The sequence below is a fragment of the Pseudomonas anuradhapurensis genome, assembly GCF_014269225.2.
Lineage (GTDB): Bacteria > Pseudomonadota > Gammaproteobacteria > Pseudomonadales > Pseudomonadaceae > Aquipseudomonas > Aquipseudomonas anuradhapurensis.
On sequence record NZ_CP077097.1, the window covers coordinates 2,317,473 to 2,343,326 of the forward strand.

Consider the following 25,854-nt stretch of genomic DNA (forward strand, 5'->3'; position numbering starts at 1 on the left):
AACGCGGTCTATCAACCCAAGGGGGGCAGGGCGCCCAGCTTGCCCTTGTGGTAGACCATCGGCGTCACCGGCTCGGCCGGCAGCACCAGGTTCTTCACCGCACCAACGATGATCGCGTGGTCGCCGCCATCGTATTCGCGCCACAGTTCGCATTCGATGATCGCCGTGGCCCTGGTCAGCAGCGGGTTGCCCAGCTCGCTGAGGTGCCACTCGATGCCTTTGGCCTTGTCCTTGCCCTTGCCGGCGAACGCGTAGGCCTCGGCGGTCTGGTCGGCAGACAGCAGGTGGATGGCGAACTGCTTGCTGTCGCGCAGGATCGGGTAGGTGTCGGAGGCGTAGTTGGGGCAGAACAGCACCAGTGCCGGTTCGATCGACAACGCGCTGAACGCGCTGGCGGTGATGCCGACGATGCCGCCGTCGGCGTCCAGGGTGGTGACCACCGTGACGCCGGACGGGAAAGAGCCCATCACGTCTTTGTAGATGCCGGGTTCGATCATGGGCGCAGTTCTCCTAGCGCATGACAAAGGGGTCGGGCATGGGCGCGGTGGACAAGTTGATCCACACCGTCTTCAGCTCGGTATAGGCCAGCACCGAATCGATGCCGCTCTCACGGCCGTAGCCGCTGTTCTTGAAGCCGCCGATCGGCGCCATGGCCGAGACGGCGCGGTAGGTGTTGACCCAGATGATCCCCGAGCGCACGTCGCGGGCCAGGCGGTGGGCACGGCCCAGGTCGCGGGTCCAGATACCGGCGGCCAGGCCGAACTGCGAGTCGTTGGCGATGGCCAGGGCTTGTTCTTCGGTCTTGAAGCGGATCACCGCAGCAACCGGGCCGAACACTTCTTCCTGCATGATGGTCATCGAGTTGCTGTCGCATTCGAACAGGGTCGGCTCGTAGAACCAGCCGTCACCCTCGACCTCGGCCCGCTTGCCGCCCATGTGCAGCTTGGCGCCTTCGGCCTTGGCTGCTGCTACCAGGCCTTCGACCACGGCCAACTGTTGCGCGGTGGCCATCGGGCCCATTTCGCTGGCGTCGTCCTGCGGGTTGCCGATACGGATGCGCTTGGCGCGGGCGATCAGGCGCGCGACGAACTCGTCGAAGATCTCGTCCTGCACCAGCAGGCGCGAGCCGGCCACGCAGCTTTGCCCGGAGGCGGCATAGATGCCGGCCACGGCACCGTTGATGGCGCTGTCCAGGTCGGCGTCGGCGAAGATGATGTTTGGCGACTTGCCGCCCAGCTCCAGCGACAGCTTGGCGAAGTTCTCGGCACTGCTGCGCACCACGTGGCGGGCGGTGGCGGCACCGCCGGTGAAGGCGATCTTGCGCACCAGCGGGTGGCGGGTCAGCGCCGCGCCGGTGCTAGGGCCGTAGCCGGTGACCACGTTGACCACGCCGGGCGGGAAGCCGGCTTCCAGGGCCAGGCGGGCCAGCTCGAGGATGGTTGCCGAGGCGTGCTCGGACGGTTTGAGCACGATGGTGTTGCCGGCGGCCAGGGCCGGCGCCAGCTTGATCGCGGTGAGGTACAGCGGGCTGTTCCACGGGATGATCCCGGCCACCACGCCGATCGGCTCGTGCACGGTGTAGGCGAACAGGTCGGGCTTGTCCAGCGGCAGGGTGCCGCCTTCGAGCTTGTCGGCCAGGCCTGCGGTGTAGTGGAAAAACTCCGGCAGGTAGCCGACCTGGCCGCGGGTTTCGCGGATCAGCTTGCCGTTGTCACGGCTTTCCAGCTGCGCCAAGTGTTCCTTGTTTTCGGCAATCAGGTCGCCCAGGCGGCGCAGCAGCTTGCCACGCGCGGTGGCGCTGAGGCTGCGCCATTGCTGGCTGTCGAAGGCCCGCTGGGCGGCCTGCACGGCCAGCTCCACATCGGCTTCGTCGGCATCGGGCAACTGCGCCCAGGCCTGGGCGGTGGCCGGGTTGAGGCTGTCGAAGGTCTTGCCGCTGTGGGCATCGCGCCATTGGCCGTCGATGCACATCTGGAAACGAACGAGGGTCATGCAACAATCCCCTTGGCGGATTCGGTGAGGGTGCGGGCTTGCGCGAGGAAGTCCAGCAGCATCTTGTTGACTTCGCGCGGTGCTTCCACCGGCATCATATGCCGTTGCTCGGCAAGGACCACACAGTGCGCACCCGGAATGCTGGCGGCGAGCTGGCGGGCCATGGCCGGGGTGGAGCCCGAGTCGAGCTCGCCGGTGGCGATCAGCGTCGGCACCTGGATGCTGCCCAGGTCGCCAGCGCGGTACATGTCCTGGGTGGCGAACAGCGAATACGTGGTGTGGTAGCCCTGCGGGTCGTTGCTGGCCAGGACCTGGCGAATGGCAGCGACCTGCGCCGGGTTGGCAGCCTTGTATTCACGGCTGAACCAGCGGTCGAGCGCGGCGTCGACATTGGCGTCGGGGCCTTGCTCGGCTGCCTGGGCGGCGCGGGCGATAACCCCGGCACTCTGTTCGGGGGTGCGGTTGAACACACTGTTGAGTATCACCAGTGCCGCCAGACGCTGCGGGTAATGCAGGGCGAACGCGCGGGCAACCAGGCCACCCATGGAGAAGCCGATCACGGTGGCCTGCGCGACCTGCAGGTGGTCGAGCAGTTCGGCAAGCTGGGCGGCATAGCCTTCCAGGCCGATGTCGGCGGCCGGCAGGGCGCTGTGGCCGTGGCCTAGCATGTCGTAGGCGATGACGCGGTAGTCGTTGGCCAGGCCAACGAACTGACCGCCCCACATTTCCTTGTTCAGGCCCACGCCATGGATCAGTACCACGGGTTGGCCCTGGCCAACGGACAGGTAGCTGGTGCCGGCGGGGGTGCGTTCAGCAACAGGCTGAATCATGGAGGGCGCTCCTTCAGGGGCGGGCGCGGCGGGTAGGTACGTCACGCCCCGTCCTGGTTGTTGTTATTGAGCGTTGGCTTTTTCGGCAGCCAGTTCTTCCAGGTCGATGTAGCGGTTACCGATGCGTGGGTGCAGGCGGCCACCGTCGGCAGCGCCCAGGACCACGACGATTTCATCGGCGCGCGGGGCGTCTTCGATCTGCATTTCCAGGGTGATGTAGTGCGAACGCAGGCCTTCGTCGTCCTTGTGCATCATCGGGATCTGGATCGACGTGCCCGGGCCGCCGCGCTTGTTGGTAAAGCTCAGGTAGCTCTTGGCCTGCACCGCTTCGCGGTAGTGGTTGCCGAAGCGCAGGGTGTGGATCACCGCCGAGGCGTGCTCGATTTCGCCATCGGCGCCGACCACGGCCGCTTTGCCATAGGCTTCGATCTTGTCGGCACCACCGATGGCGGCGGTCAGGCGCTCGACCATCAGGGCCCCCAGGTCCGAGCAGTTGGCGCGGATTTCCGGCTTCAGATCATCAACGAAACCGCGACCGGCCCATGGGTTCTTGATCACCACGGCCAGGCCGACCATGGTCACCGGCTTGTCGGTGGCCTTGCCGCCTTCGATGCGGGTCTCTTCGGAGTAGGTGACGATCTTGCGGATTTCGAAACTCATGGATGGCTCCTGGTGAGGGTTATCAGCTCTTGTTGTCTGATGGTATACCATAATATTCGTTGTGCAAGAGGGGGCGCGAAATTTCTCTTGCGAGGGGGATGAAAGGCGAGGGGATGCCTTGGGTTTTGTGGTGTCGTCGAGATCGAGCGCCGCCCGCGCGGCGCTCGATCTCAACCTCCCCACAAAACCCAGGCCCTACACACCAAAAAAAACCCGCTCCCGCAGGCCACGATGACCCACGCAAGCGGGCGCATCCCGCAATAATTCAGGCAAAGGGAATTCAGGCGAACGCCGGCACCACTTCCTTGATGAACAGCTCGAGCGACTTCTTCTTCTCGGCATGCGGCAGGCTGTTGTCGCACCAGAAGCTGAACTCGTCGACGCCCAGCGCCTGGTAGTACCTGATGCGGGCGATGATCTCTTGTGGGGTGCCGATCATGGTGTTCTTGCGGATGTTCTCCAGCTCGAACGCCGGCACTTCGGCAAACTTCGACTCCGGGCTTGGCTCAAGGAACCCGTTGACCGGGGTGGTCTTGTTGCCGAACCAGGCATCGAAGGTGCGATAGAAGCGCGAGATGGCCTGGGCGCCGACCTTCCAGCCATCTGGCTCGGCCGGGCTGTGTACATGGGTGTGGCGCAGCACCATCAGTTGTGGCCGCGGCACGCCGGGGTTGTTGTCGAGGGCCGCCTGGAACTTGTTCTTCAGGTCCAGCACTTCCTCGTCGCCCTTCATCAATGGCGTCACCATCACGTTGCAGCCGTTGGCCACGGCAAAGTTGTGCGAGTCCGGGTCGCGGGCGGCGATCCACATCGGCGGGACGGCGTTATAGGGCTTCGGCACGCTGGTGGAGATGGGGAACTTGTACACCTCGCCGTCATGGGCGTAGTCGCCTTGCCACAGCTTGCGCACCGCCGGCACCATTTCGCGCAGGGCCTTGCCGCCGTCGGTGGCCGGCATGCCACCGGCCATGCGGTCGAACTCGAACTGGTAGGCGCCACGGGCCAGGCCCACTTCCATGCGGCCCTTGCTGATCACGTCGAGCAGGGCGCACTCGCCGGCGACCCGGATCGGGTTCCAGAACGGCGCGATGATGGTGCCGGCGCCCAGGCGGATCTTTTCGGTGCGTGCGGCCAGGTAGGCCAGCAATGGCATCGGGCTTGGCGAAATGGTGTATTCCATGGCGTGGTGTTCGCCGATCCACACGGTGCTGAAACCGCCGTTTTCGGCCATCAGGGTCAGTTCGGTCAGGTCTTCGAACAACTGGCGGTGGCTGACCTGTTCATCCCAACGTTCCATGTGCACGAACAACGAAAATTTCATGGGGCTTTCCTCAACGCTTGTTGTTTTCGCCCGCCAATGCAGCGGGCTTCAGTGTGGGAGCGGGCCTGCGTCTGGCTGCCAGGCTCAGGCAAGGGCGGGCAGGCTGGCCATCTTGCCGCGGCAGTACACCATTGGCCGTGGCGCCTCCGCCGGGACGATCAGGTTGTGCACCTTGCCGACCATGATGGCGTGGTCGCCACCTTCATATTCACGCCACAGTTCGCACTCGATGACCGCGGTGGCGCCGGCCAGGATCGGGTTGCCCAGTTCACTCAGGGTCCATTCGATGCCGCTGGCCTTGTCCTTGCCTTTCTTGGCGAACGCATAGGCTTCGGCTTGCTGTTCACCGGAGAGCAGGTGGATGGCGAAGCGCTTCTGCCGGATCAGTACCGGGTAGGAGTCGGAGCTGTAGTTGGGGCAGAACAGCACCAGCGGCGGGTCCATCGACAGCGAGGAGAAGGCGCTGGCGGTCAGGCCGACGACCGCGCCGTCGTCGTCCAGGGTGGTGATGACGGTAACGCCGGACGGGAAGGAGCCCAGGACGTGCTTGTAGACGGTTGCGTCGATCATCGGGGTGTACCTCTGAAGGGCTGCGGTGGTCCGCGGTTTTTATCGTTGATGTGTCTGATGGTATACCGTAATACCTATTTTGCAAGCGGAATTTTCACGCTCACGGTTATCGCGATGGGCGGCGCAAGGCCACGAATGCTGCGGGTTTGGCTGCCAAGCAGGTTCGCCGCCATGGCTTTGCAAACAGATCAGTGGGCAGTTTTTCCTGCGGATCAGTGTTGTCAAAAGTTTGGAATACCATAATATGGTCCGCAGCTGAGAGGCCGCCTTGATGCGGTTTCCTTACAAAGATAAAAACGACCTTTCGAGCTGAAATCCTATGTCCCAACCGTCGTCGCAACACCCGTTTGTCGAGAACCACACGGTCGATTACGTTCCACCTGCCGAGCGCCACGGGAAGGCGCGCGACCTGTTCACCCTCTGGTTCAGTACCAACATCGCGCCACTGCCCATCGTCACTGGCGCCATGGTGGTCCAGGTGTTCCACCTGAACCTGCTGTGGGGGCTGGTCGCCATCGTGCTGGGCCATCTTGCCGGGGGCGTGGTGATCGCCCTGGCCTCTGCGCAGGGACCGCAGCTGGGCATTCCGCAGATGGTGCAGAGCCGTGGCCAGTTCGGCCGCTACGGCGCACTGCTGATCGTGTTCTTCACGGCGCTGATCTACGTCGGCTTCTTCATTTCCAACATCGTCCTGGCAGGCAAGACCATCCATGGCATTGCCCCGGGCGTGCCGATGCCGGGCGCGATCGTGATCGGCGCCCTGAGCGCCACTGCCATCGGCGTGATCGGCTACCGCTTCATCCACGTGCTCAACCGCATCGGTACCTGGGTGATGGGCTCGGCGCTGCTGGCCGGCTTCATCATGATGTTCGCCCAGGCGCTGCCGGCCGATTTCTTCAGCCGTGGCGCATTCAACCTGTCGGGCTTCATCGCCACGGTGTCGCTGGGCACCATCTGGCAGATCAGCTTCTCGCCGTACACCTCCGACTACTCGCGCTACCTGCCGCGTGAAGTAGGCATTGCCAAACCGTTCTGGGCGACCTATTTCGGCGCCACCCTGGGCACCATCCTGTGCTTCAGCTTCGGTGCAGTGGCGGTGCTGTGCGTGCCCGAGGGCACCGATGCGATGGATGCAGTCAAGCAGGCCACCGGCTGGCTGGGCCCGATCCTGATGGTACTGTTCCTGCTCAACATCATCAGCCACAACGCCCTCAACCTGTATGGCGCGGTGCTGTCGATCGTCACCGCGATCCAGACCTTCGTCGCGGCGTGGACGCCGAGCATCAAGGTGCGGGTAATGCTGGCAGCGTTGATTCTGCTGGGTTGTGGCCTGGTGGCGCTGAATGCTTCGGCAGACTTCATCGGCCAGTTCATCGGCCTGATCCTGGCCCTGTTGCTGGTGCTGGTGCCGTGGGCGTCGATCAACCTGATCGACTTCTACCTGATCAAGAAAGGCCAGTACGACATCGCCTCGATCTTCCGTGCCGACGGCGGCATCTATGGCCGCTTCAACCACCACGCGATCATCGCCTACGCCTGCGGCATCCTGGTGCAGCTGCCGTTTGCCAATACCTCGCTGTATGTGGGGCCGTATTCGAACATCATCGAAGGGGCCGACCTGTCGTGGCTGTTCGGCTTGCTGGTGACGGTGCCGCTGTATTACTGCCTGGCCACTCGTGGCAACGCTGGCGAGAAGGCGGGGCGGGTAGTGAGTGTCAATGACTGATAGACAGTTGTAGCAACAGGGGCTGCGTTGCAGCCCATCGCCGGCGCAACAAGGCTCAGCGCCCTTCATGCTGGCGCCGATACGCCCCCGGCTGCATACCTACCGCCTTGGCGAACGCCCGGGTAAACGCCGCGACCGATTGATACCCCACCTGTGCGCCTACTTGCTCGACGGTGCGCCCCGCCTGCAGCAGCTGGCTGGCATGGCGCATGCGCAGCGCCAGCAGCACCTGCCCTGGGGACTGCCCAGACAGTTCATTGAAACGCTTGAAAAAAGCCGAGCGTGACAACCCGGTGCAGGCCGCCATGCTGGCCAGCGTCCAGGCTTGCCCCGGTTGCTCTATCAATTGCGCCAGCAGCCCGGCAAAGGCCGGCTGGCGGGCAAGCGCGACCAACCCGGCAAAGGCCGGCTGGCGGGCAAGCGCGACCAACCCGCCCAATGGGCGCCCGGTATGCACCTGTTGGCGCAGCACATAAAGGAACAGCAGGTGGGTCAACCGCTCCAGCAAGGTTTGCGACGGGCCGGCGGGACGCCGGCATTCCTCCAGGATCAACTCGAACAACGCCCGCGCTGCATGGCCAGCCGGTTCGTCGGCGCGCAGCAGTATCCAGTCGGCCAGGCCTTCGACGATCAGCGATGACAAACCCGGCTTGAAGTGAAAGAAGCCGCACACCAGCCCCACGCCATCGACTGCCTCGGCGTCCAGCGGCTGCATGGGCTGGCGTGGCTGGGCACAGGCAGCGGCCAGGTCTGGTTCACTGGCCAGGCGATAGCCAAGGTCGCGCAGCAGGAATACCGCATCGCCGGCTGCCAGGCGTATGGCATCGGGCTGGCCGTCGATGTGCAGCCAGCAATGCCCCTGGACCACCAAATGGAAGCTGGCGCGGCCCATGCCTTGCGTGCTGGCGTGCCAGCCGCCGCAGTAGCGGCCGACATGAAACAGGCTGGCATCCAGGTTCAGGCCCTCTAATAACCCATCGACAAGGTGGCTGGACGAAATCATCTAATGCAAAGACTCAAGAGCAAGGAAAGGCGACTGATGAATATGGAGCGTAATGCTTATAACCAACAGACTGTAGTGACACCCATCAGAGGAGATCACCGCATGTCGTCGCGAGTTACTTTACACACCCTGCAGAGCGCCCCGGAAGCGGCCCGCCCGTTCCTCGAGAACGCACAGAAGAACTCCGGCTTCATCCCCAACCTGCTGGGGGTGCTGGCCAACGCCCCCGCGGCACTGGAAACCTACATGACCGTTTCGGCACTCAACGGCAAGGCCGACCTGAGCCTGGCCGAGCGCGAAGTGGTGCAACTGATTGCCGCCACCCAGCATGGTTGCGACTTCTGTGTGGCCGGCCATACCGCTGTGGCGCTGAACAAGGCCAAGCTGCCGCCGGAGGTGGTCGATGCCCTGCGTGCCCGTGGCGAACTGCCGGATGCGCGTTACGAAACGCTGGCCGCTTTTGCCCGCGAGGTGATCGCCACCCGTGGCAATGTCAGCGAGGCCACTTACCAGGCCTTCCGCGCGGCCGGTTTCAGCGAAGGTAACGCGCTGGAAGTGATTCTGGGGGTGAGCCTCGCAACCCTGTGCAACTTTGCTAATGTGTTCGCCCAGACGCCGCTCAACGACGAGCTGAGCAAGTACCGCTGGCAGCCAACCGCGTAACTGTGCGCCTGGCGCTGGTGGCGCCTGCGAAATCAAAAGGAGTAGGGACATGCTTGATGCTGCATTTCGTCACTGGCTGGATGCCAATGCCGAGGCAATCGACCAGGGGCAGTGCGACCCGCAACTGGTGCTGGCGCACATCGCCGAATCGCAGCTGCTGCGCATTGGCGTCGACCCCGTACTGGGGGGCAACGGTGGCGCGGTCACCGATACGGTCGAGGCCATCGCCGCCATCGCCAGCCGCTCACTGGCCGCAGCCTTTGTCTGCTGGGGCCAGCGGGCGTTCATCGAATACCTGCTGCAAAGCCCTAACCAGGCCCTGCGTGAGCGCCTGCTGCCCGGCCTGCTGACCGGCGAGTTGGCGGGGGCCACCGGGTTGTCCAACGCCATGAAATTCCTCTCCGGGATCGAGGCGCTGCAAGTGCGTGGCCGCCCCGGGGCGACGGGCTGGACACTGGAAGGCCGGCTGCACTGGGTGACCAACCTGCGCAAGAGCGGGTTCGTGGTGGCCGCAGCCATCGAGGACGATGCTGGTGGTTCGCCCTTCGTGCTGGCCATCCCCTCCGACAGCCAGGGGCTGGAGCGTTCTGATGACCTGGAGCTGATGGGCCTGCAATCGAGCAATACCGCAGCGCTGGCGTTCCACCAGGTAGAGCTCGGCCGTGACTGGCTGCTGCACGACAATGCCCGCGAGTTCCTGCCCAAGGTGCGCCCGGCATTTCTTGCCTTGCAGTGCGGCATGGCCATCGGCCTGGCGCGGCGTTCGCTGCACGAGGTGCACGATCACCTCCATGGGCGGCTGTCGTTCCTCGAAGAGCATCGCCAGGTCCTCCACGAGCGGTTGGAAAACACCGTGGCCGAGCTCAAGCAGGGTCTGCTCGAAGGGCGCTTCCAGAGCCAGCCGGCGGCGTTGTTCAAGTTGCGCATCATCCTCGCTGAATGTGCTGCCGATGCCGTGCAGCTGGAGCTGCAAGCCAGCGGCGGCAAGGCGTATCTCGATGAGTTCGGTGCCGGTTTCGCGCGCCGCTGGCGCGAGTCGGCGTTCGTGCCCATCGTTACCCCGAGCCTGGTGCAGCTGCGTGCCGAGCTGCATCGCCAGGCTGCCAGCACATGAGCCGGGCGTTGCTCGAAGCCCGCGGGATCAGCCTGGGCTACCCGCGCGAGGGCGGCTGGCAGCAAGTGCTGGCGCACTTCGACCTGCAACTGGCGCCAGGGGAGGTGGTGACCATTCTCGGCCCCAGTGGGGTGGGCAAGTCCAGCCTGCTGCGGGTGCTGGCCGGCCTGCAGCCACCGCATGGCGGCAGCGTGACGCTGCACGGCGAGCCGCTGCAAGGCCCCCATCCGCGCCTGGCGGTGGCCTTCCAGGACCCGAGCCTGCTGCCCTGGCTGAGCCTGGAAAAGAACGTCGCCTTTGGCCTGGATTTCGCCCGCCAGCCCAGGCTGGCCGCAGCCGAGCGCCATGCCCGCATCGACCATGCCATCAGCGCGGTGGGCCTGGCCCATGCGCGCAGCCAGTACCCGGCGCAGTTGTCCGGCGGCATGGCCCAGCGCACCGCACTGGCACGCTGCCTGGCGCGCCAGCCTGAGGTGCTGTTGCTGGACGAGCCGTTCGGTGCGCTCGACGAAGTGACCCGTGCCGACATGCAGCAACTGCTGCTGCAGCTGATCGCCACCCACAACACCGCAGCCGTACTGATTACCCACGATATCGACGAAGCCTTGTCGTTGTCCGACCGGGTGCTGCTGCTGGGCGATCACCCGGCGCACATCCTCGGCCAATGGCACATCGACCTGCCACAACCGCGCGCGCAGCGGGTCGAGGAACTGGGCGCTCTGCGAATCGAGATCCTCAAGACCCTTCGGCGGGCCAGCCGCGCCGCTGCATCTTCCTCTACCTCGTTGCCTTCGGAGCCTGCACATGTGCATGGATGACTGCTGTTCCTCCACCTCGCGTCGTGATTTCCTCAAGCTCAGCGCCATGCTGACGGCTGCCGGGGCCGTGCCGCTGCTGTCCAGCCTGCAGGCCCGTGCCGCCGCCGAACCGGACGCGCCGGTGCGTATCGGCTACCTGCCGATCACCGATGCCACGCCGTTGCTGGTGGCGCACAACAACGGCCTGTTCGAGGCCGAAGGCATCAAGGCCGAGCGCCCGGTGCTGCTGCGCAGCTGGGCGCAAGTGATCGAGGCGTTCATCTCGGGCCAGGTCAACGTCATCCATCTGCTGTCGCCGATGACTGTGTGGGCACGTTATGCCAGCAAAGTGCCGGCCAAGGTGGTGGCCTGGAACCATGTGGGGGGCTCGGGCCTTACCGTGGCGCCGGATATCACCGACATCAAGCAACTGGGCGGCAAGACCGTAGCCATCCCGTTCTGGTATTCGATCCACAATGTGGTGCTGCAGCAGATGCTCGGCGACAACGGCCTGACGCCGGTGTCGAAGCCCGCCGACACCCAACTTGCGGCCAACGAGGTCAACCTGCTGGTGCTGCCGCCCTCGGACATGCCGCCGGCCCTGGCCAGCAAGCGCATCGCCGGCTATATCGTCGCCGAACCGTTCAACGCCCTGGCCGAGAATCTCAAGGTCGGCCGTGTGCAGCGCTTCACCGGCGATGTGTGGCGTAACCACGCCTGCTGCGTGGTGTTCATGCATGAACATGACCTGAACAACCGCCCGGAGTGGTCGCAGAAGGTGGTCAACGCCATCGTCAAGGCCCAGCAATGGACCCGCGACCACCGCGCCGAAGCGGCGGCGCTGTTGTCCAAGGCCGGCCCCAACAAGTACACGCCGCATGAACCGGCGGTGCTGACCAAGGTGCTGGCCCCGGCTGCCGACGACCGCGCCAGCTACATTGCCAGTGGGGCGATTCAGCATCGGCAGTGGGATGAAAAGCGCATCGACTTCCAGCCCTACCCGTACCCCAGCTATACCCAAGAGCTGGTCAAGCGCCTCAAGCACACCTTGATCGAGGGCGAGCACAGTTTCCTTGCCAGCCTGGACCCGGCGCACACCGCCCGCGACCTGGTTGACGATCGCTTCGTGCGCAACGCCATCGCCGCCGTCGGTGGCCCCTCGGTGTTCGGCATTGCCGAGAACTACCAGCGTAGCGAGGAGTTCGCGGTCTGATGCGCAAGCATGTCGTACATGCCGGTCTCGGCCTGGCCGGCCTGCTGGGGTTGCTGTTGTTGTGGTGGACGGGCGTGCAGGTATTCGGCGCGGCCGATGGCCTGTCGGCACGCTTCTCGCCCCAGGCGACCCTGGCCAGCCTGGTCGAGCTGCTGGGGCAGGGCGAGGTCTACGGGCATATCTGGGTGAGCCTCAAGCGTATCCTGATCGGCTTGCTGCTGGCGCTGTTGATCGGGGTGCCGCTGGGCTTGCTGGTGGGCAGCTATCGGCACCTGGAGGCCGCGACCACGCCGGCGTTCCAGTTCTTGCGCATGATCTCGCCGTTGTCGTGGATGCCGGTGGTGGTGATGCTGATGGGCGTGGGTGACCAGCCGATCTATTTCCTGCTGGCATTTGCCGCGTTATGGCCAATCCTGCTGAATACCGCCGCCGGGGTCCGGCAGCTGGACCCACGCTGGTTGCAATTGACCCGCAGCCTGAGTGCCACGCGCTGGGAAACCTTGTGCAAGGTGATCGTGCCGGGGGTGATCGGCCATGTACTCACCGGTGTGCGCCTGGCCATCGGCATTCTGTGGATCGTGCTGGTGCCGTGCGAAATGCTCGGGGTGAGCGCCGGGCTGGGGTATTTCATTCTCGATACCCGCGACCGCCTGGCGTATTCCGAGCTGATGGCCATGGTGCTGCTGATCGGGGTGCTGGGGTTCGTACTGGATGCCTTGGCGCGTGGGTTGCATCGGCGCTGGGTACATGGCTGAAGGGCCGATGGGCTTCTTCGCCGGTAAACCCGCGAAGAGGCCCGTGGTTCAGTGCACGGTATTGCGCTGGCGCACACATGCCTGTGCCTCAGCGGTCAACTCATCCAGCCGCTCATCACGTTTCTGTTCCGCTTCGACCATTGCCTCCTCGCCTTGCTGGTTGAGCAGGTAGGTATGAATCTGCATCACTTCGGCCGTCTGGTAGATCGGCGCGATGTCCAACCGCCCGATCAACGCACCGCTGGCGCGCCCGGTGCTGCTCATCAGCACTTGTGGGCCATTGGCGGCCACCACCTGCATGCCCATGGCCTCGAACCACGGCACCTGGCTGGCAAAGGCATTCAGTTCGACACAGGCGTGGCGTGCCTGCAGCTCGGCCAACAGGGCGCGGGCGATGCCCTGGCGGCGATGGCTGGGGCGCACGGCCAGAAAGGCCAGCGCACACACCTGCCTGTCATCCTCGGCTGGCAGTGACAGGGCAAAGCCCAGCAACTGGTCCGGCGCTTCGGCATCCAGCGCCAGGGTCAGCGCCACGGCCAGGCCGCGGCTGCCGTCCAGCGCCTGCAGGTACTGGTGCACCTCCATGCCGACGCCGTACTGGTACAGCGGATACAGCGGGTTGTCGGCGCTGATGGCAACACTGCTCAGTGCGCCGACATTGTGGATCACCAGCTCGCGGATCTGGTTCTGGAAGGATTCGGGCGGCACGCTGTCGAGGCGGCTCAGGATGAACATCGGGGGGCGGGCTCCGGCGGTTGGATAGATGGCTCGCGCCGTGCAGGCGCGGGCCCTGTAGTCTAACCGGTTTTACCCATCAGCCTTGTAGCTGCATCGCACCGAGCATCAGGTCGAGGTTTTGCACTGCCGCACCCGAGGCACCTTTGCCGAGGTTGTCGAACACGGCGGTCAACAATACCTGGCCATGTCCGGGGTTGGCGAACAGCGCAAGGCGCAGGTCGTTGCTGTCGTTCAAGGCCTCCGGGTCCAGCGTTGGCGCTGCACCGTGCTGATGCAGGGGCATGACCTGGACGTGGCGGGCACCTTGGTAATGCTGCTCCAGGCAAGCCTGCAGCTGCGCGGCGCTGACCTGGCCGGGCAGCAGGCGCAACTGCAGCGGGATGCTCAGCACGATGCCCTGGCGGTAGGCCGCGTAACCGGGCATGAACATCGGCGGTGCCGACAGCCCGGCGTGCTGCTGGATTTCCGGTACATGTTTGTGCGCCAGCTCCAGGCCATACAGCTGCAAGGTCGGGGCCTTGTCGGCGCCGGGCTGTTCATGCCGTTCGACTGCCGCGCGGCCACCACCGGAATAACCCGAGATGGCGTGGATGTTGAACGGGTAATCCGCTGGCAGCAGGCCAGCCTTGATCAGTGGCCGCAGCAGGGCGATGGCCCCGGTGGGGTAGCAGCCGGGGTTGCTGACGCGCTTGCTGTAGGCAATGCGTTCGGCTTGCTGCTCGTCGAGCTCCGGCAGCCCATAGACCCAGCCTGGGCTCGTGCGGTGCGCAGAGCTTGCATCGATCACCCGCACCTGCGGGTTTTCGATCGTTGCCACCGCTTCGCGTGCGGCATCATCGGGCAGGCACAGCAGGGCGATGTCGGCGCTGTTGATTGCCTCGCGGCGGCGTTGCGGGTCTTTGCGTTCGGTATCCGGCAAGGTCAGCAGGCTCAGGTCGCGGCGGCCTTGCAGGCGCGCGTGGATCTGCAGGCCGGTGGTGCCTTGGTCACCGTCGATGAAGACAACAGGGGTGTGCATGGTCAGCGTCCGCTCAGGGAAGGATGGCCTATGCTCGCCTGTGGCGTTGATAAAGGAAATTTGAATATCATGACGACAACCTTCAGTTTTACTGAACAAGACGGCCCTTGATATGCGCGAAATCAGCCTCGACCGCCTGCGCACGCTGGTGGTGATTGCCGATCTCGGCTCGTTTGCCGAGGCCGCCCGCCAGCTCAACCTGGCGCCGCCGACGATCAGCCTGCACGTGGCCGAGCTGGAGGCGCGCATCGGTGCGCCGTTGCTCACCCGTGCTCGCGGCCAGGTGCGCCCGACCGCCATCGGCGAAACCCTGCTGGCCCGCGCTCGGCGCCTGTTGGCCGATGCCGATCAGGCGCTGGATGAAGTGCGCCGGCAGGTCGAGGGGCTGACCGGCAGGGTGCGCCTGGGCGCCTCGACCGGTGCCATTGCCCACCTGCTGCCGCAAGCGCTGGAGCATTTGCGTGCCGTGCACCCGGGCATCGATGTGCAAGTACAGGTACTGACGTCCCAGGCCTCGCTGGCTCGCTTGCGCGAGGGCACCCTGGATATCGGCCTGGTCGCCTTGCCGCAGGTGGCTGGCAAAGGGCTTGAAGTCATCCCTTGGCGGCGCGACCCGATCCTGGCCTATGTGCCGGCCGACTGGCAGCCGCCGGCCAAAGTCACGCCGGCCTGGCTGGCGCAACGGGCATTGATCCTCAACGACAGCAGTACCCAGCTGTCGCGGGTGACTGGCGAATGGTTCGCGGCGGCAGGGTTGTACCCCGAAGCACGCATCGAGCTTAACTATAACGATGCGATCAAGAGCCTGGTCGGGGCCGGGTACGGGGCAACGTTGTTGCCGCAGGAAGGCGAGGCGGCAGAGTTGGACCGGCGTATCGTCCGCCGGCCGCTGCGCCCGGGGCTGTGGCGGCAACTCGGTATCGCCTGCCGCAAAGGGCAGGTGGAGCGGGCCACGGGGTATGTGCTGCAGGCATTGGAGCAGCTTCGGCAGTAGGGGCTGTGCAGCCCAGCCGCCGACAAGCCAGTTCCCACAGGCCCCCTCAAGTTTTGGGGCAGTGGTGATCCTGTGGGCTTCAGCCGCGCTCAACGGCACAGCCGGCAGCGCCTACCGCGTCGCCTGCTTCGCGAGATAAATCCGCTCTACAGGTGTGCACTGCGCCTGCTTCGAGTTGGCGCTGCACCGAGCTGGACGTATTGCGGCCAGCCGTCATCGGTTTTGAACGGAATCACCCGACCCTGGATCTACCCAGTGCGTCGTGCGTTCTACATCCAGCCAAGTGGGAGCTTATTCGATGGCCAAGTACCTGTACCTGATCAGCTACATTCTCGACAACCAACCGGGCACGTGCGAGTTGCGCAGTGACGAAGAGGACCTGAGCAGAGAAGTTGCACGCGATTACCTGCAGGGCCTGCACCGTAACGAGGCAACCTCTTTCACCGATGTGCAGGTCCAGCGCCTGGAGCACGATCATCAGCCCGGCACTTCGCCGGGGCATTATCAGCAGCCCTGAAGCTCAAAGGCATGAACGGGGCAAGACGCCCCCTCATGCTCCACGAATACCCAGGCTCCCGCGGCCCTGCCCTTGGACACGGGCCTCTTCTGGCAGGGCAGTGACCTTGATGGCGCGTACCGGCACGGCAAACTGGGCGCCGATCTTCGAGAAGCGCTCGAGCAGGTGGAAATTGATGGCCTGCTGGATGTCCATGTACAGGTTGTATCCCGGGTCCTTGACGATGTACACGCACTCGAACTCCAGCGCTTCCTTGCCGAAACCGCGCAGGTGAGCGCGATCGAAGCGGACCTGGTCCTGCGCCTTGATGGCTTCCTCGACGATCGCCGGTGCCTTCTTCACCGCCTCGGTGGGCGTGTCGTACGACAGGCCGAACTCGAACACGATGCGCCGCTCCTGCAGGCGTTTGTAGTTCTGGATGGTGCTGCTGATCATGCTGGCGTTGGCCATCACGATCTGCTCGCCACCCAGGCTGCGGATGCGCGTGGTCTTCAGCCCGACGTGTTCCACCGTACCGGCCAGCGGGCCGATGACGATGAAGTCGCCCACTTCGAAGGGCTTGTCCACGGCGATCGACAACGAGGCGAACAGGTCACCGAGGATGTTCTGCACTGCCAGCGCGACGGCGATGCCGCCCACACCCAGGCTGGCGACGAAGGCGGTAATATTGACGCCCAGGTTGGACAGCATCGCCAGCAGCACCACGGACCACAGCAATACCCGCGCGCCCCAGGCTGACAAGGTGGCCAGCGCGCTGCCCTGGTTGAGCCCACTGCTGCTGTGCCGCGCGAAGTAGCGGCTCAGGCCCAGGCCGATGGCCCGGTTGGCCCACAACCCAATCTGCAACGCCGCGACCACGAACCACAGGCTGCCGACCCGCGTCAGCCAGCGCTCGGGCAGGTCGAGCATGCTCAGGCCGACCAGCAACGAGGCGAGCAACAAGAGGAAATTGCTGGTGCCCGCGAGCACCTTGGCCAGCACCTGGCTGAGTACGCCGTCGTGTTCGGACCAGCGCCGGACCCGGCGCAGCACGAAGCTGATGGCCGCCCGCGCGACCAGGAAGGTGACGATGGAAACGGCCAATGCCAGCAACAGGTTGAGGATGGAAATGCCGAACAGCGTGGTCTCGGCGAACAGTGCGATGATGCGGTCACTCATGAGGGCTTGCCTCCTTCCGTCAGGGTCGGGTGACAGGGGCCGGGCCTACAGACCCAGCATGTTGGCGTGCACGTAGTACATGATCCACAACGACAGCCCCACCAGCAGCACGATGATCACCACCGTGAACACCAGCGCCACCAGGCTCCAGCGCTGCTCCCGCGCAGTGGTCAGGTGCAGGAAGAACAGCATGTGCACGAGGATCTGCACCACCGCGCAGACCAGCACCAGCAGGAACGTCAGGTGGCGTGGCAGGCTCGGGTACATGGCCAGCCCGAAGGGCACGAGGGTGAGGATGGCGGCCAGCAGGAAACCCACGTTGTAGGATTGGTGGCTGCTCTGGCTGGCACCGGCACTGCTGTGGACCTGGCTTTCACTGGACATCAGATCACCCCGAACAGGTAGACGACGGTAAACACGCACACCCACACGATGTCGAGGAAGTGCCAGAACAGGCTCAGGCAGCTCAGGCGTGTGGAGTTGACGCAGCACAGGCCGCGCTGCTGCACCTGGATCATCAGCAAGGCCATCCACACCAGGCCGACCAGCACATGCAGGCCATGGGTGCCGACCAGGGTGAAGAAGCCGGTGAGGAACGCGCTGCGCTGCGGGCCGGCACCTTCGGCAATCAGGTGGTGGAATTCGTTGAGCTCCATGGCGATGAAGCCCAGGCCGAGCAGGAAGGTCACCCCGAGCCACTGCAGCACCCGGCGTTTGTCCTTGCGGTGGTTGGCCAGCATGGCGTAGCCGTAGCTGATGCTGCTGAACAGCAGCAGGAAGGTTTCGACCAGTACATACGGCAGCTCGAAGATGTCCGCCGCGCTCGGCCCGCCGGCCACCGCCTGGCCCAGCACGGCATAGGTGGCGAACAGCGTGGCGAACAGGATGCAGTCGGTCATCAGGTAGATCCAGAAGCCGAACAGGCTCAGGGAACCGGCATCCTCGTAGCCTTGCTCCTGCTGGTGGGCAGTTTCGTTCAGCACGATATGGGACATGGTTCAGGCCTCCGCCAGCAGTTGCCGCCGTTCGGTTTCCACGCGCTCGACTTCCTCGGCCGACACGTAGTATTCGGTGTGCTGGTCATAGCTGCGCACCACCAGCGTCGCCACCGTGGCCAGCAGGCTGGCGATCACCAGCCACCAGATGTGCCAGACCAGGGCAAAGCCCATCACCGTCGAGAGTGCCCCAAGCACCACGCCCAGGCTGGTGTTGCAAGGCATGTGGATCTTGCGGAAGTCCGCCTCCACCAGGGTTTTCACGCCTTTCTCCTTCATCCCCCAATAGGCATCGATGCCATGTACCACGGGTTGCTCGGCAAAGTTGTAGAACGGCGGCGGCGAGGCGGTGGCCCATTCCAGGGTCCGGCCGTCCCACGGGTCGCCGGTGTGGTCGCGGTTTTCGTGGCGCTTGCGGATACTCACCACCAGTTGCATGACCTGGCAGGCCACGCCGCACAGGATGATCAGCACGCCGAGCATCTCCAGGAGCAGCAACGGCCGCCATTCCGGCACGTCGAAGTGGTTCAGGCGCCGGGTCATGCCCATGAAGCCAAGGAAGTAGGACGGCATGAAGGCGCAGTAGAAGCCGACCAGCCAGCACCAGAACGCCGCACGGCCCAGCGGGTCGTAGAGCTTGAAGCCGAAGGCCTTGGGGAACCAGTAGGTGAGGCCGCACAGGTAGCCGAACACCGCACCGCCAATGATCACGTTATGGAAGTGCGCGATCAGGAACAGGCTGTTGTGCAGCAGGAAGTCCGCACTTGGCACCGCCAGCAGTACCCCGGTCATGCCGCCGATGCTGAAGGTGACGATAAAACCAACGGTCCACAGCATCGGGGTCTCGAAGCGCACCCGCCCGCGGTACATGGTGAACAGCCAGGTGAAGATCTTCACCCCGGTCGGCACGGCAATGATCATGGTCATGATGCCGAAGAACGCGTTGACGTTGGGCCCGGCGCCCATGGTGAAGAAGTGGTGCACCCAGACGATGAACGACAGCACGGTGATGACGATGGTCGCCCACACCAGCGAGTAGTAGCCGAACAGGCGCTTGCGCGAGAAGGTCGAGGCCACTTCGGAGAAGATGCCGAAGGCCGGCAGGATCAGGATGTACACCTCCGGGTGGCCCCAGGCCCAGATGAGGTTGATGTACATCATCGGGTTGCCGCCCAGCTCGTTGGTGAAGAAGTGCATGCCCAGGTAGCGGTCCAGGCTGAGCATGAACAGCGTCGCGGTGAGGATGGGGAAGGCCGCCAGGATCAGGATCGAGGTGCACAGCACGGTCCAGGTGAACACCGGCATGCGGAACAGGGTCATGCCAGTGGTGCGCATCTTGAGGATGGTGACGAAGAAATTCAGGCCCGTGAGCAAGGTGCCGATGCCGGATATCTGTAGCGACCAGATGTAGTAGTCCACGCCGACGCCCGGGCTGTAGCCGATGCCGGACAATGGCGGGTAGGCGACCCATCCGGTGTGGGCGAACTCGCCGACACCGAGGGAAATGTTGACCAGCAGGGCACCGGCAACGAACAGCCAGAAGCTGACCGCGTTGAGGAACGGATAGGCCACGTCGCGCGCACCGATCTGCAACGGCACCACGATGTTCATCAGGCCGACCACGAACGGCATGGCCATGAAGAAGATCATGATCACCCCGTGGGCGGTGAAGATCTGGTCGTAGTGCTCCGGCGGCAGGTAGCCCGGCGAACCGTCGGCGGCCATGGCCTGCTGGGTGCGCATCATCAGCGCGTCGGCGAAACCGCGCAGCAGCATCACCAGGGCGACCACGATGTACATCACGCCGATGCGCTTGTGGTCCACCGAGGTAAACCACTCCCGCCACAGGTACGTCCACTTGCGCTTGTAGCTGATCGCCCCCACGCCGCCGATGCCGATCAGCCCGACCACCGCCAGGGTGTACATGATGATGGGCTCGCCGAGAGGGATGGCATCCCAGGTCAGTTTTCCGAACATGTGCGTTACTCCTTGCCGGGTTGTGGCGCATCACCTTGTGGGTCGCTCAGGCGTCGCTCGACCTCGCGCGAGCGCTTGACGCCCTGGTACTTGTCGATCAGCGACTGGAACAATTGCGTGTCGACCGCGGCGTAGTGCTCCACCGGGTGGGCGACACTGGGCTTGGCCAACTGCGTGTAGCTGGCCTGGTCGAGGCGGCGCTGCGAACCACGCACCTTGGCCACCCAGGCGTCGAAGCCGGCCGGGTCGAGGGCGAGGGCCTTGAAGTGCATGTCGGAAAAACCGGGGCCGTTGTAGTTGGCGGCGATGCCGGTATAGCTGCCGGCATGGTTGGCGATCAGGTGCAGCTGCGTCTGCATGTCGGCCATGGCGTAGATCTGCCCGCCCGGGGCGGGGATGAAGAACGAGGTGATGGCCCCGTCCGAGGTCACCCGGAAGTCCACCGGCGTGTCCACCGGCATGGCCAGTTCGTTGACCGAGGCAATGCCCAGTTCGGGATAGACGAACAGCCACTTCCAGTCGGTGGCGATCACCTGCACCTTGATCGGGCGGGCCTCGGACTGCAGCGGGCGGTAGGGGTCCAGGGCGTGGGTGGAGCGCCAGGTAACGATACCGAGGACGATGATGATGAGCAGCGGCACGCCCCAGACCACCAGCTCGATAGCGCGCGAGTGGCTCCACTCCGGTGTATACCGCGCTTTGACGTTGGAGGCCCGGTAGTGCACCGAGAACACCAATGCCATGACCATCACCGGGAGGACCACGATCAGCATCAGCAGCGTGGCGAGGATGATCAGGTTGCGCTGCTCCAGGCCGACCTGGCCCTTGGGGTTGAACAGCACCATGTCGCAGCCCGACAACTGCAGCGTGATGCCCCCGAGCACCAGCAGGCCGAGCAGCCTGGCGGCTTCCGTATATGCCTTTGCCATGTGTTTGTCCCGTATTGTGTTACCGAATGTTCAGGCTTGTTGAGTTAGAAGAAGGGCAGGCGGGGGAAGGTTGTATGGAATCTGCGCATAGGCGACGAGCGGTGGTTGGCAGTGGGCAACGTTGGTCCAGCCAGCCGGCTGTCTGATGGTTCGGATTGTTTTTGCACTGGGCAGCGGAACCCGACGATCTATGGAAGACACCACCCACGAGGGCTGCCCCATGAAGAAGAGAGGCGAGACGTACCGCAGCTGGTGCGATCCGATCCTGCACCATCAGGTCCACGAGGAAACCCTCGACGACGACACCCGCCTGGAGGTACAGACGCGCCTGTCACGTACCGGGGCAACCCAGCTGTTCATTGGCGTGTATCTGGCCGACGGCACGGCGCTATACGAACGCGCCTATGCCCGGCGCCCCGGCGAAACCATGAGCCGGGCGCTGGTGTGGGGGGTAGGGCGCGCCCGGCGGGTAGCGGCCGAGCGCCGGGCGTTCAGCGCCGAGTCGCTCGGTGGCTGAGGCTCAACCGTCGGACTGTTCCTCGGGTGGCACCTGGCCCTCCGGCCAGTCGGGCGCCTGTTGTTCCGGCTCCGGCTTGGGTACAGGTTCGCCGGGGTTGTGCGGTACCTCGTCGACATACGGATCGGGGTGGTTGGGGTCGATCATGGCGTGGCTCCTTGCAGGTTGGTTACCTGGCTTAGGTCGCCCTGGCGCGCAAGCTGTTCAACTGGATGTCGCCAATGGAACGTCGTACCCGCTGGAGTGTTCCATTGAAGGACCCCGTCACGGGGGAAGATTCAGGGAGTCGACGCGATGATTCATCTGGGTTGCGCAGGTTGGAGCCTGCCTCGCCAGTATGCTGATGAGTTTCCAGCCCCTGGCAGCCACCTGCAGCGCTACGCCACGGGCTTGAACGCAGTCGAGATCAACAGCTCGTTCTACCGGCCGCATCGGCCTGGTACCTATGCCCGCTGGGCTGCGTCCGTTTCGGCGGATTTTCGTTTTGCCGTGAAGCTGCCGAAGCGCATCACCCACGAACAGCGGCTGCGCGGGGCCGTGCCAGCGTTGGAAGCGTTCCTCGCCCAGTGCGGCCAGCTGGGCGAGCAGCTCGGCTGCCTGCTGGTGCAATTGCCCCCCTCGCTGGACTACACCCGCGAAACCGCCTGGCCATTCTTTGCCGATTTGCGCGCCCGCTATGCCGGGCCGGTGGCGCTGGAACCCAGGCACGCCAGCTGGCAAGGCGCACACTCGATGCTGGTCGATCTGCACATCGCCCAGGTCGCCGCCAGCCCTGCACGCTTCGCCAGCGACGCCCAGCCAGCCGGCTGGCCGGGCCTGGTCTACTGGCGCCTGCATGGCGAACCACGCATCTATCACAGCGCCTACGCCGACGACTACCTAAAACGCCTGGCCGAGCAGTTGCAGCGCAGCCGCGCCGCTGGCGTGCCGAGCTGGTGCATCTTCGACAACACCGCCTCCGGCGCTGCGCTGGGCGATGCCTTGAGGCTGCAGCGTTATCTGCGCTAAGCCAGACAAAGCTGATAGCCAAGCGCTCAGCCCGCTTCCATTGCGGTGTTCTTTTTCCACCCCCGCAGGTTCATCGCGCACAGGCAAACCTGCAGGATGATCAGGGCCCAGGCCTGGGCCTGCCAACCCCAGATCGCCCACAGCAGGTTGCTGGCAATGAAACAGCAGAAACCCAGCTTGCGCCGGCCAGGGCGGCGCGAGCCAATGCACCAGGCGGCCAGCACCGTCAGGGCCATGGCGGGCCATTGCAACAAGTCGATCCAATCTTCCATCACACGGCGCGCCTGCGCGCCCGGCGGGGCGCGCAGGCGGTTGTCAGGCGGCGTTCAGCTCGCCCTTGAGCAGTTTCTTCTGGGCTTGCATGGCCTGGCCCATCTCTTCCAGCGCCTGGTTACCCAGCAGCTTGCGGGCAGTCGGGAACAGCTCGCTTTCCTCTTCCTCGATATGGTGCTCCAGCAGCTCCTTCATGACCTTGACCCGGCCGGCGAACTCAAGGGTAGCGGTGTCGGTCTGCAGCAGGTCCGGCAGCACCAGGGAATCGACGGCACGGTGCTCTTCCTTGGCCTCGTAGTACATCTTCGCCTCTTCCTTGCCACCGGCCTGCTTGATCGCCGGGTAGAGGATTTCCTCTTCGAGGGCGGTATGGATGGTCACCTCCTGCTTGATGCGTTCGAGCAGCTCGCTGCGTTTTTTCACTGCACGCTCGGTAGTGGAGGACAGCTCCTCCAGCAGCTTCTTCACCAACTCATGGTCCTGGACCAACAGATCGATTGCGTTCATGAATCACCTCTTCGGGCTCGGAAAAATCACGGTTGCCTTCGATGGAGTGAAGCGTTGGGCGCAAGGTTCAAAGCGGTTGATAAACGCACCGGTCGGCCGCTGCACGGGCGGGTGATGACCAGCAAGTCAGAATAAATGAATCTTTTTGCCAAGCGCGGGCTCAATTAGCCTGAATTGATGGAGGAGAGTCCAATGGCAGGACCGCAGTTGTTTGTGATCGAGTACGAGCTTCATGGGGAATTTCGCACATTCATCATCCGCCAGGAACGCATGGACAATGCCGAAGCCTGGCACTGGGCAAGTTGCGATGCCGGCGTGGGGATCATCCCCAGGTTTGGCCAGCACAAGATCAAGAAGGTCAGCCGGCCGATGGCCGAGCGTTACGGGCTGGCCAATGTGCGTTGGCGCGCGTCGGGCCAGGGGCCTGAGTTCGTCGCGCCTCCCATAGACGTGAAGAAATTCTCGAATGGGTCTTCCGGGGAAGCGTGAAGCGCTTTGCTGGCCATTACGTGGGTAATCAGGGCCGCACCAGCGGCCCTTGATCGAAGGGGAAGGTTCATGGAGATTCTGCCGTTACTCAATGCCCTGTTGCTCGCGCGTGGCCCCGGAGGCCAGGAAGATGAGGTCCGTGTGGTCGCGCAGCGTGCGCTGGTCGCTTGTTGCGAGGAGGTGCACGGTGACAGTGCCGGCAACCTGATCGGCGTCGTTCGCGCAGCGGCCCCTGCCGACCCTGCTACGGCAATACGGGTCATGGCCCATCTTGATGAAATTGCCATGATCGTCAAGAAAGTCCGCCCGGATGGCAATCTCGAGGTGCTGGCGCTTGGTGGCGCGCAGCCCATCAGTTTTGGCGTATGCCCGGTCGATATCATGGGCGATCATCGCTTGCTCCCGGGTGTTCTGTCATACGGTTCGATGCACAACAGCGGGCAGTCCGGGAGCGGGCGGGATGTGCTGTCCGGCGCAGTACAATGGAAGGATGTCTATGTCATCACTCGCATGACCCCACAGGCACTTGAGCAGGCCGGTGTGCGTCCGGGCACGCGGGTGGTACTGAGCCAGCATTGGCGCCAGCCGTACCAGGTCGAGGACTGCATTGCCGCGCATTTTCTCGATGACCGCGCACCGCTGGCGGCTGTGATTCATTGCGCGCACCTGCTGCAACAGCGGCGCAGCGAACTGCGTCAGGATGTCTGGTTCGTGCTGACCAGCCATGAAGAAGAATCCAACGCCGGTGCCATGTACGCCGCCGCCAGGCTGCCAGGCGACACGACCATTGCGGTGGAGGTGGGGCCGGTGCTGGATGAATACGGCACCCGCCTGTCAGCCGACCCGATCATCAATACCGGCGACCAGAAGGGCTATTACAGCCGCAGCGTGGTGCAGGCGCTGATGGCCGCCACGCGCCGGGCAGGCTACACACCGCAGCCAGCGCTGCTGGTGGATTTCGCTTCCGATGCCAGCGCAGTGCTCAGCACCGGGACCGATGCCCGCGCCGGGTGCATCGCCATCCCCACCGAGAACACCCACGGTTTCGAGATGGTGCTGCTGGAGGGGATCAGCGCCTGTGCTGCCAGCCTGCTGGAGTATGTGCTGCAACCGCACGCCGCGCTCACTCCTGGGGGATGATCGAGATCTTGCCGTTGCGTTCGACGATGGCGAACTTGATCTGCTCGACGCGTTCCAGGCCTTGGCTGTCGCGGGCCGATTCGAGGATGTCGTCTTCGGTCAGGCGTGCCCGCCGCATGCGCTGATGGAGGAACCGCCCCTGTTCCACCACCAGCGTGGCGTGGCCGTCGAGCAGGCGTGCCAGGCGCCTGGAATTGAGCTTGGCCAGTGACAGGCCGACATCCAGCACGATCAGCGTGGCAATCACCAGCATGGCATTGATGAAGGAGAAATCCTCGCCCAGCAATGCCTGTTGGGTGGCCTCGCCGATAATCAGCAGCAAGACGAAGTCGAAGGTGGTCAGGTCGGCCAGCGAGCGCCTGCCGGCCACGCGAAACAGCAGCATCAGGGCGATGTACATGGCTGTGGCGCGCAGGATCGAGTCCATGTCGTCGAACTCCTAGGGGTAGAGGAAGGTGGCGAACTGCACGGTGCTGTTCTGCCCGGCCCTGACCACACCTTCGAGCCTGCCGACATGTTCGCTGCGCAAGGTCAGGTACAGGGTGGCCGCGCCGTCCTGGCTGGTGCCGAGCTGCAACAGCAGCGACTGGCCATGGGAACGCGACACCTGCGGCTGCGGCTGCATCGTTTCGATGCTGGCTTCGCGCAGCAGGCTGCCGCCGAGCACCACTTGCACCGGTTCACCCGGTGTACCGCGCACGGTGATGCGCAGGTTGTCGGTGGTGCCGCTGCGGCTGAGCCGCTGATAGTCGACCCGCACGCGGCCATCATCACTGGCCACCTGGGCGTCGCTGAGCGGGCCGTTGCCAAACAGGCCGGCCAGGGCCAGCAGCGCGATCACTAGCAGCACGTACCAGCCCACCCGTTCGAAACGCCACACACGCTGCTGCATGCGCATGTCTTCCTCGACCGGGTGATGCCTTGAACGCAGCTCGTCGTCGCTCATGCGC

At 64.3% G+C, this 25,854-nt stretch carries 31 protein-coding genes; 12 read left to right on the forward strand and 19 right to left on the reverse strand.

Translation table 11 applies throughout. The annotated features are described in order from the left end of the window. Positions 1 to 11: 11 nt before the first annotated feature. The 6 genes from HU763_RS10730 to HU763_RS10755 all read right to left on the reverse strand — a co-directional run bounded on the left by HU763_RS10730 (position 12) and on the right by HU763_RS10755 (position 5,373). Positions 12 to 497 carry a flavin reductase family protein gene (locus tag HU763_RS10730; RefSeq protein WP_186684753.1) on the reverse strand — a complete coding sequence of 162 codons (486 nt, stop codon included), beginning with the start codon at positions 495 to 497 and terminating at the stop codon, positions 12 to 14. Between the two features lie 13 nt (positions 498 to 510). Next, complete coding sequence (locus tag HU763_RS10735; RefSeq protein WP_186684755.1) at positions 511 to 1,992, reverse strand: aldehyde dehydrogenase; 1,482 nt, start codon at positions 1,990 to 1,992, stop codon at positions 511 to 513. Next, a complete protein-coding gene (locus tag HU763_RS10740) occupies positions 1,989 to 2,822 on the reverse strand; it encodes an alpha/beta fold hydrolase (protein WP_186684757.1) in 834 nt (277 codons plus the stop codon). The genes HU763_RS10735 and HU763_RS10740 overlap by 4 nt, the downstream gene beginning before the upstream one ends. A 63-nt stretch (positions 2,823 to 2,885) precedes the next feature. Next, positions 2,886 to 3,482 (reverse strand): amino acid synthesis family protein, encoded by a 597-nt coding sequence (locus tag HU763_RS10745; RefSeq protein WP_186684759.1) that lies wholly within the window; start codon positions 3,480 to 3,482, stop codon positions 2,886 to 2,888. A gap of 280 nt (positions 3,483 to 3,762) precedes the next feature. Further along, positions 3,763 to 4,803, reverse strand: coding sequence for an LLM class flavin-dependent oxidoreductase (locus HU763_RS10750; RefSeq protein WP_186684761.1), 1,041 nt, complete (start codon positions 4,801 to 4,803; stop codon positions 3,763 to 3,765). Positions 4,804 to 4,887: 84 nt separating this feature from the next. Then, positions 4,888 to 5,373, reverse strand: coding sequence for a flavin reductase family protein (locus HU763_RS10755; protein ID WP_186684763.1), 486 nt, complete (start codon positions 5,371 to 5,373; stop codon positions 4,888 to 4,890). A 319-nt stretch (positions 5,374 to 5,692) separates the two neighbouring features. Here HU763_RS10755 and HU763_RS10760 point away from each other — a divergent pair, with 319 nt between their 5' ends. Beyond that, on the forward strand, positions 5,693 to 7,099 hold the full coding sequence (locus HU763_RS10760) for a purine-cytosine permease family protein (protein WP_186684765.1): 1,407 nt from the start codon (positions 5,693 to 5,695) through the stop codon (positions 7,097 to 7,099). A 55-nt stretch (positions 7,100 to 7,154) separates the two neighbouring features. On the opposite strand, the gene HU763_RS10765 is transcribed toward HU763_RS10760, so the two are convergent. Then, entirely contained in the window at positions 7,155 to 8,102 is a 948-nt protein-coding gene (locus HU763_RS10765) for an AraC family transcriptional regulator (RefSeq protein WP_186684767.1), read from the reverse strand. Between the two features lie 102 nt (positions 8,103 to 8,204). Here HU763_RS10765 and HU763_RS10770 point away from each other — a divergent pair, with 102 nt between their 5' ends. From HU763_RS10770 to HU763_RS10790, 5 genes are read left to right on the forward strand one after another with little or no spacing between them, the layout of a single operon-like run. Beyond that, positions 8,205 to 8,765 (forward strand): carboxymuconolactone decarboxylase family protein, encoded by a 561-nt coding sequence (locus HU763_RS10770; RefSeq protein WP_186684768.1) that lies wholly within the window; start codon positions 8,205 to 8,207, stop codon positions 8,763 to 8,765. Between the two features lie 49 nt (positions 8,766 to 8,814). After that, on the forward strand, positions 8,815 to 9,879 hold the full coding sequence (locus HU763_RS10775; protein WP_186684769.1) for an acyl-CoA dehydrogenase family protein: 1,065 nt from the start codon (positions 8,815 to 8,817) through the stop codon (positions 9,877 to 9,879). Further along, positions 9,876 to 10,697 carry an ABC transporter ATP-binding protein gene (locus HU763_RS10780; protein ID WP_186684770.1) on the forward strand — a complete coding sequence of 274 codons (822 nt, stop codon included), beginning with the start codon at positions 9,876 to 9,878 and terminating at the stop codon, positions 10,695 to 10,697. Before HU763_RS10775 ends, HU763_RS10780 begins: the two co-directional genes overlap by 4 nt. Next, on the forward strand, positions 10,684 to 11,889 hold the full coding sequence (locus HU763_RS10785; RefSeq protein WP_186684771.1) for an ABC transporter substrate-binding protein: 1,206 nt from the start codon (positions 10,684 to 10,686) through the stop codon (positions 11,887 to 11,889). The genes HU763_RS10780 and HU763_RS10785 overlap by 14 nt, the downstream gene beginning before the upstream one ends. Next, on the forward strand, positions 11,889 to 12,644 hold the full coding sequence (locus HU763_RS10790) for an ABC transporter permease (RefSeq protein ID WP_186684772.1): 756 nt from the start codon (positions 11,889 to 11,891) through the stop codon (positions 12,642 to 12,644). The genes HU763_RS10785 and HU763_RS10790 overlap by 1 nt, the downstream gene beginning before the upstream one ends. A 48-nt stretch (positions 12,645 to 12,692) precedes the next feature. Here the strand turns inward: HU763_RS10790 and HU763_RS10795 are convergent, their stop codons facing one another. Together HU763_RS10795 and argC are read right to left on the reverse strand one after the other, a co-directional pair. Continuing rightward, positions 12,693 to 13,379: a GNAT family N-acetyltransferase gene (locus HU763_RS10795; RefSeq protein WP_186684773.1), complete on the reverse strand. Its 687-nt coding sequence runs from the start codon at positions 13,377 to 13,379 to the stop codon at positions 12,693 to 12,695. 79 nt (positions 13,380 to 13,458) lie between these two features. After that, positions 13,459 to 14,400: an N-acetyl-gamma-glutamyl-phosphate reductase gene (argC, locus tag HU763_RS10800; RefSeq protein WP_186684774.1), complete on the reverse strand. Its 942-nt coding sequence runs from the start codon at positions 14,398 to 14,400 to the stop codon at positions 13,459 to 13,461. A 112-nt stretch (positions 14,401 to 14,512) separates the two neighbouring features. On the opposite strand from argC, the gene HU763_RS10805 reads away from it, so the two are divergent. After that, a complete protein-coding gene (locus HU763_RS10805; protein ID WP_186684775.1) occupies positions 14,513 to 15,394 on the forward strand; it encodes a LysR family transcriptional regulator in 882 nt (293 codons plus the stop codon). Positions 15,395 to 15,692: 298 nt separating this feature from the next. Continuing rightward, positions 15,693 to 15,911 (forward strand): hypothetical protein, encoded by a 219-nt coding sequence (locus HU763_RS10810; RefSeq protein ID WP_186684776.1) that lies wholly within the window; start codon positions 15,693 to 15,695, stop codon positions 15,909 to 15,911. 33 nt (positions 15,912 to 15,944) lie between these two features. On the opposite strand, the gene HU763_RS10815 is transcribed toward HU763_RS10810, so the two are convergent. From HU763_RS10815 to cyoA, 5 genes are read right to left on the reverse strand one after another with little or no spacing between them, the layout of a single operon-like run. Then, positions 15,945 to 17,069, reverse strand: a complete 1,125-nt coding sequence (locus HU763_RS10815; protein ID WP_186684777.1) for a mechanosensitive ion channel family protein — start codon at positions 17,067 to 17,069, stop codon at positions 15,945 to 15,947. Positions 17,070 to 17,114: 45 nt separating this feature from the next. Further along, positions 17,115 to 17,453 (reverse strand): cytochrome o ubiquinol oxidase subunit IV, encoded by a 339-nt coding sequence (gene cyoD, locus HU763_RS10820; RefSeq protein ID WP_170029565.1) that lies wholly within the window; start codon positions 17,451 to 17,453, stop codon positions 17,115 to 17,117. Beyond that, positions 17,453 to 18,064, reverse strand: coding sequence for a cytochrome o ubiquinol oxidase subunit III (gene cyoC / locus HU763_RS10825; protein ID WP_170029566.1), 612 nt, complete (start codon positions 18,062 to 18,064; stop codon positions 17,453 to 17,455). The genes cyoD and cyoC overlap by 1 nt, the downstream gene beginning before the upstream one ends. A gap of 3 nt (positions 18,065 to 18,067) precedes the next feature. Beyond that, a complete protein-coding gene (gene cyoB, locus HU763_RS10830) occupies positions 18,068 to 20,041 on the reverse strand; it encodes a cytochrome o ubiquinol oxidase subunit I (RefSeq protein WP_186684778.1) in 1,974 nt (657 codons plus the stop codon). Between the two features lie 5 nt (positions 20,042 to 20,046). Next, positions 20,047 to 20,970 (reverse strand): ubiquinol oxidase subunit II, encoded by a 924-nt coding sequence (gene cyoA, locus HU763_RS10835; RefSeq protein WP_186684779.1) that lies wholly within the window; start codon positions 20,968 to 20,970, stop codon positions 20,047 to 20,049. A 220-nt stretch (positions 20,971 to 21,190) separates the two neighbouring features. Here cyoA and HU763_RS10840 point away from each other — a divergent pair, with 220 nt between their 5' ends. Then, positions 21,191 to 21,487 carry a hypothetical protein gene (locus tag HU763_RS10840; RefSeq protein WP_170029569.1) on the forward strand — a complete coding sequence of 99 codons (297 nt, stop codon included), beginning with the start codon at positions 21,191 to 21,193 and terminating at the stop codon, positions 21,485 to 21,487. A 3-nt stretch (positions 21,488 to 21,490) separates the two neighbouring features. Here HU763_RS10840 and HU763_RS10845 read toward each other — a convergent pair whose 3' ends face one another. Beyond that, a complete protein-coding gene (locus tag HU763_RS10845; RefSeq protein ID WP_170029570.1) occupies positions 21,491 to 21,634 on the reverse strand; it encodes a hypothetical protein in 144 nt (47 codons plus the stop codon). Positions 21,635 to 21,781: 147 nt separating this feature from the next. Here HU763_RS10845 and HU763_RS10850 point away from each other — a divergent pair, with 147 nt between their 5' ends. Continuing rightward, entirely contained in the window at positions 21,782 to 22,495 is a 714-nt protein-coding gene (locus HU763_RS10850) for a DUF72 domain-containing protein (protein WP_186684780.1), read from the forward strand. A gap of 26 nt (positions 22,496 to 22,521) precedes the next feature. Here the strand turns inward: HU763_RS10850 and HU763_RS10855 are convergent, their stop codons facing one another. Further along, complete coding sequence (locus HU763_RS10855) at positions 22,522 to 22,767, reverse strand: hypothetical protein (protein WP_170029572.1); 246 nt, start codon at positions 22,765 to 22,767, stop codon at positions 22,522 to 22,524. A 43-nt stretch (positions 22,768 to 22,810) separates the two neighbouring features. After that, positions 22,811 to 23,275, reverse strand: coding sequence for a hemerythrin domain-containing protein (locus tag HU763_RS10860; RefSeq protein WP_186684781.1), 465 nt, complete (start codon positions 23,273 to 23,275; stop codon positions 22,811 to 22,813). A 192-nt stretch (positions 23,276 to 23,467) separates the two neighbouring features. On the opposite strand from HU763_RS10860, the gene HU763_RS10865 reads away from it, so the two are divergent. Next, a complete protein-coding gene (locus tag HU763_RS10865) occupies positions 23,468 to 23,764 on the forward strand; it encodes a DUF6555 family protein (protein WP_186674432.1) in 297 nt (98 codons plus the stop codon). Between the two features lie 69 nt (positions 23,765 to 23,833). After that, on the forward strand, positions 23,834 to 24,904 hold the full coding sequence (locus tag HU763_RS10870; protein ID WP_186684782.1) for a M28 family peptidase: 1,071 nt from the start codon (positions 23,834 to 23,836) through the stop codon (positions 24,902 to 24,904). Here the strand turns inward: HU763_RS10870 and HU763_RS10875 are convergent. Further along, complete coding sequence (locus HU763_RS10875) at positions 24,888 to 25,331, reverse strand: DUF421 domain-containing protein (RefSeq protein ID WP_170029576.1); 444 nt, start codon at positions 25,329 to 25,331, stop codon at positions 24,888 to 24,890. The genes HU763_RS10870 and HU763_RS10875 overlap by 17 nt on opposite strands. A gap of 12 nt (positions 25,332 to 25,343) precedes the next feature. Beyond that, positions 25,344 to 25,850, reverse strand: a complete 507-nt coding sequence (locus tag HU763_RS10880; RefSeq protein WP_186684783.1) for a hypothetical protein — start codon at positions 25,848 to 25,850, stop codon at positions 25,344 to 25,346. Between the last annotated feature and the right edge of the window lie 4 nt (positions 25,851 to 25,854).

Excerpts from the sequence above, each read along its gene's own strand:
- HU763_RS10805 (WP_186684775.1), top strand. The coding sequence starts at position 14,513 with ATGCGCGAAATCAGCCTCGACCGCCTGCGCACGCTGGTGGTGATTGCC.
- HU763_RS10760 (WP_186684765.1), top strand. The coding sequence starts at position 5,693 with ATGTCCCAACCGTCGTCGCAACACCCGTTTGTCGAGAACCACACGGTC.
- HU763_RS10795 (WP_186684773.1), bottom strand. The coding sequence starts at position 13,379 with ATGTTCATCCTGAGCCGCCTCGACAGCGTGCCGCCCGAATCCTTCCAG.
- HU763_RS10840 (WP_170029569.1), top strand. The coding sequence starts at position 21,191 with ATGAAGAAGAGAGGCGAGACGTACCGCAGCTGGTGCGATCCGATCCTG.
- HU763_RS10865 (WP_186674432.1), top strand. The coding sequence starts at position 23,468 with ATGGCAGGACCGCAGTTGTTTGTGATCGAGTACGAGCTTCATGGGGAA.
- HU763_RS10745 (WP_186684759.1), bottom strand. The coding sequence starts at position 3,482 with ATGAGTTTCGAAATCCGCAAGATCGTCACCTACTCCGAAGAGACCCGC.
- HU763_RS10850 (WP_186684780.1), top strand. The coding sequence starts at position 21,782 with ATGATTCATCTGGGTTGCGCAGGTTGGAGCCTGCCTCGCCAGTATGCT.
- HU763_RS10755 (WP_186684763.1), bottom strand. The coding sequence starts at position 5,373 with ATGATCGACGCAACCGTCTACAAGCACGTCCTGGGCTCCTTCCCGTCC.
- cyoB (WP_186684778.1), bottom strand. The coding sequence starts at position 20,041 with ATGTTCGGAAAACTGACCTGGGATGCCATCCCTCTCGGCGAGCCCATC.
- cyoD (WP_170029565.1), bottom strand. The coding sequence starts at position 17,453 with ATGTCCAGTGAAAGCCAGGTCCACAGCAGTGCCGGTGCCAGCCAGAGC.
- HU763_RS10765 (WP_186684767.1), bottom strand. The coding sequence starts at position 8,102 with ATGATTTCGTCCAGCCACCTTGTCGATGGGTTATTAGAGGGCCTGAAC.
- HU763_RS10785 (WP_186684771.1), top strand. The coding sequence starts at position 10,684 with ATGTGCATGGATGACTGCTGTTCCTCCACCTCGCGTCGTGATTTCCTC.
- cyoA (WP_186684779.1), bottom strand. The coding sequence starts at position 20,970 with ATGGCAAAGGCATATACGGAAGCCGCCAGGCTGCTCGGCCTGCTGGTG.
- HU763_RS10810 (WP_186684776.1), top strand. The coding sequence starts at position 15,693 with ATGGCCAAGTACCTGTACCTGATCAGCTACATTCTCGACAACCAACCG.
- HU763_RS10775 (WP_186684769.1), top strand. The coding sequence starts at position 8,815 with ATGCTTGATGCTGCATTTCGTCACTGGCTGGATGCCAATGCCGAGGCA.
- HU763_RS10880 (WP_186684783.1), bottom strand. The coding sequence starts at position 25,850 with ATGAGCGACGACGAGCTGCGTTCAAGGCATCACCCGGTCGAGGAAGAC.
- cyoC (WP_170029566.1), bottom strand. The coding sequence starts at position 18,064 with ATGTCCCATATCGTGCTGAACGAAACTGCCCACCAGCAGGAGCAAGGC.
- HU763_RS10855 (WP_170029572.1), bottom strand. The coding sequence starts at position 22,767 with ATGGAAGATTGGATCGACTTGTTGCAATGGCCCGCCATGGCCCTGACG.
- HU763_RS10860 (WP_186684781.1), bottom strand. The coding sequence starts at position 23,275 with ATGAACGCAATCGATCTGTTGGTCCAGGACCATGAGTTGGTGAAGAAG.
- HU763_RS10740 (WP_186684757.1), bottom strand. The coding sequence starts at position 2,822 with ATGATTCAGCCTGTTGCTGAACGCACCCCCGCCGGCACCAGCTACCTG.
- HU763_RS10845 (WP_170029570.1), bottom strand. The coding sequence starts at position 21,634 with ATGATCGACCCCAACCACCCCGATCCGTATGTCGACGAGGTACCGCAC.
- HU763_RS10815 (WP_186684777.1), bottom strand. The coding sequence starts at position 17,069 with ATGAGTGACCGCATCATCGCACTGTTCGCCGAGACCACGCTGTTCGGC.
- HU763_RS10730 (WP_186684753.1), bottom strand. The coding sequence starts at position 497 with ATGATCGAACCCGGCATCTACAAAGACGTGATGGGCTCTTTCCCGTCC.
- HU763_RS10750 (WP_186684761.1), bottom strand. The coding sequence starts at position 4,803 with ATGAAATTTTCGTTGTTCGTGCACATGGAACGTTGGGATGAACAGGTC.
- HU763_RS10790 (WP_186684772.1), top strand. The coding sequence starts at position 11,889 with ATGCGCAAGCATGTCGTACATGCCGGTCTCGGCCTGGCCGGCCTGCTG.
- HU763_RS10780 (WP_186684770.1), top strand. The coding sequence starts at position 9,876 with ATGAGCCGGGCGTTGCTCGAAGCCCGCGGGATCAGCCTGGGCTACCCG.
- HU763_RS10735 (WP_186684755.1), bottom strand. The coding sequence starts at position 1,992 with ATGACCCTCGTTCGTTTCCAGATGTGCATCGACGGCCAATGGCGCGAT.
- HU763_RS10870 (WP_186684782.1), top strand. The coding sequence starts at position 23,834 with ATGGAGATTCTGCCGTTACTCAATGCCCTGTTGCTCGCGCGTGGCCCC.
- argC (WP_186684774.1), bottom strand. The coding sequence starts at position 14,400 with ATGCACACCCCTGTTGTCTTCATCGACGGTGACCAAGGCACCACCGGC.
- HU763_RS10770 (WP_186684768.1), top strand. The coding sequence starts at position 8,205 with ATGTCGTCGCGAGTTACTTTACACACCCTGCAGAGCGCCCCGGAAGCG.
- HU763_RS10875 (WP_170029576.1), bottom strand. The coding sequence starts at position 25,331 with ATGGACTCGATCCTGCGCGCCACAGCCATGTACATCGCCCTGATGCTG.